This window comes from Ideonella azotifigens (assembly GCF_006519715.1).
In the GTDB taxonomy this organism is placed as follows: domain Bacteria; phylum Pseudomonadota; class Gammaproteobacteria; order Burkholderiales; family Burkholderiaceae_C; genus Ideonella; species Ideonella azotifigens.
Map to the genome: position 1 here is coordinate 1 of NZ_VIDT01000946.1, position 1,684 is coordinate 1,684.

At 61.9% G+C, this 1,684-nt stretch carries 1 protein-coding gene, 1 pseudogene and 1 riboswitch; of the genes and pseudogenes, one reads left to right on the forward strand and one right to left on the reverse strand.

Translation table 11 applies throughout. From position 1 onward, the window contains the following. Nucleotides 1-47: 47 nt before the first annotated feature. On the reverse strand, nucleotides 48-389 hold the full coding sequence (gene fliE, locus FKP22_RS29500; protein ID WP_211361658.1) for a flagellar hook-basal body complex protein FliE: 342 nt from the start codon (nucleotides 387-389) through the stop codon (nucleotides 48-50). Nucleotides 390-973: 584 nt separating this feature from the next. After that, nucleotides 974-1,074: riboswitch (cyclic di-GMP riboswitch) on the reverse strand. A gap of 413 nt (nucleotides 1,075-1,487) precedes the next feature. Between fliE and FKP22_RS29505 the strand changes: the two are divergent. Then, nucleotides 1,488-1,684, forward strand: a pseudogene (locus tag FKP22_RS29505) (hypothetical protein); the annotation flags it as partial.

The following is a 1,684-nucleotide window of genomic DNA, read 5'->3' on the forward strand; positions in this document are numbered from 1 at the left end:
GGCGGGCGAACAGGGGAGGGAAGCCGGTCAGTGCGCTCATGTCCGGCTCACAGCGGCAGCTTGATGATTTCGTCGACCGCGCCCATCACCTTGTTGCGCACCTGCATGAGCATGGAGAACGACAGGCTGGCCTCCTGGCTGGCGACCATCGCGCCCACCAGGTCGTCGGACTGGCCGCTCTCGACCGCCTCGATGCGTTGGCGCGCCTGCTGCTCCTGGCCGTCCACGCCGTGCGCGGCGTCCAGCATCGCGTGCAGGAAGGAATCGCCCTGCGAAGATTCACCCGAGGCCTGCGCCGGGAGAATCGGCGAGGTCGTTTGCAGGGTATCCAGCTGGGTCTTGATCTGACTCAGGTCGGCCTGCATTGAAACCAGCATGTTGACGGTCATGAAACTGTCTTGGTATGGAATGTCGGCCCGAGGTTTTCAACCATCCAGGCAAAGCTCCGCCAAACTCGATCATCAATATCGAATGATGAAATCTGCGGAACGGAAATTGCGCGGCGCGCCTGTCTTGAAAAGATCAGGCAGGCAGGGTGCGAAGTGTTTGATTGGTTCCCAACATGACGTGTTTCTTATGTTTGATGCAGTGCATCATCCCTCAGGATTTCGGTCTGCTCAAAGCAAAGTGAAGGGTGGAAACACGGCGCTTTTCCGTGCGGTACGTCACACGACCGACACGCTTCGACCCTCGGCCTGACAGACGCGCAAGCGCTGCGGCCGCAGCCCGTCTGTCGGGGTGCGGCACTGCTGAAGTGAGCGGCGGTAGGGGTCATGGCGCGTCCTTTCCTGAGGTGACTCGGCACAGTGCTGCCGATGCGGTCGAACTCAGGTCACCCGGTATGCACGCGGGGACGCGCGCCGCCATCACACGGATGACGACAGACAAACCTGCGTGGCTGCCCCAGGAGGCGGCCACGCATGGCGTGAGCCAGGCACGAGGGCATCGCGCTTGCGCGCTGGCCCTCTGCCGGTTTGGCGGCCCCGCTATCGTGGCCCCTGGCGAAGAACGCCAGGAACGACAGACCGGAAGCTTTGCGACCCCGGCTTTCGCTCGGGTGTGCCCTAAGTTGTTGCTTCCATTCTGCAGGTGCATCACATCTGGAAACAAGGGCATGCTGCACTGCACCGAACTGTTCCGTGATGTGTTTCACAGCAAGGCCTGCAAATCTCGTGGTCGAGGTGAATGGATCGCTCACCAGCCTGTGTTATCTCGATGCACCAATCGAGGGACGTCTGTCGCATATCTGACAGAGTCAGTTAACTGCCACCCCCAGATGGGAAACTATTCACAAAGGGGCTGGATGGGTGCTCGGCGAGTATGGAATGCGCTGGCCGTGAAATAGCAGGCGAAAACCCTGCTTGTCGTCGGCGTGGTTTGGCGGTCTGCCTCTAATATGCCTGGCAACGAGATGTCGGCCACAAGCCGGCAGGTCGCAGCGAGTTTCTCGCGCGGCGCCATCGATCTTCTTCATTGCCACAGCCGCCATGCCCTTGAACGCCATTCCGCCCGTGTCCGAGCCTGCCCGTGTTGCCACGCATGCGGTGCTGGACCCCCGCTCGCTGGGCCGGCCTGTGCACCGCCTGGCCAGCTTCGCCCTGCTGCTTGAAGACGCGCTGAACAGCCTCTGGGCCGAGCCGCTGAACCGCCGCTACCAGGCGCACTGGCATGTCGGTGGCCTGGC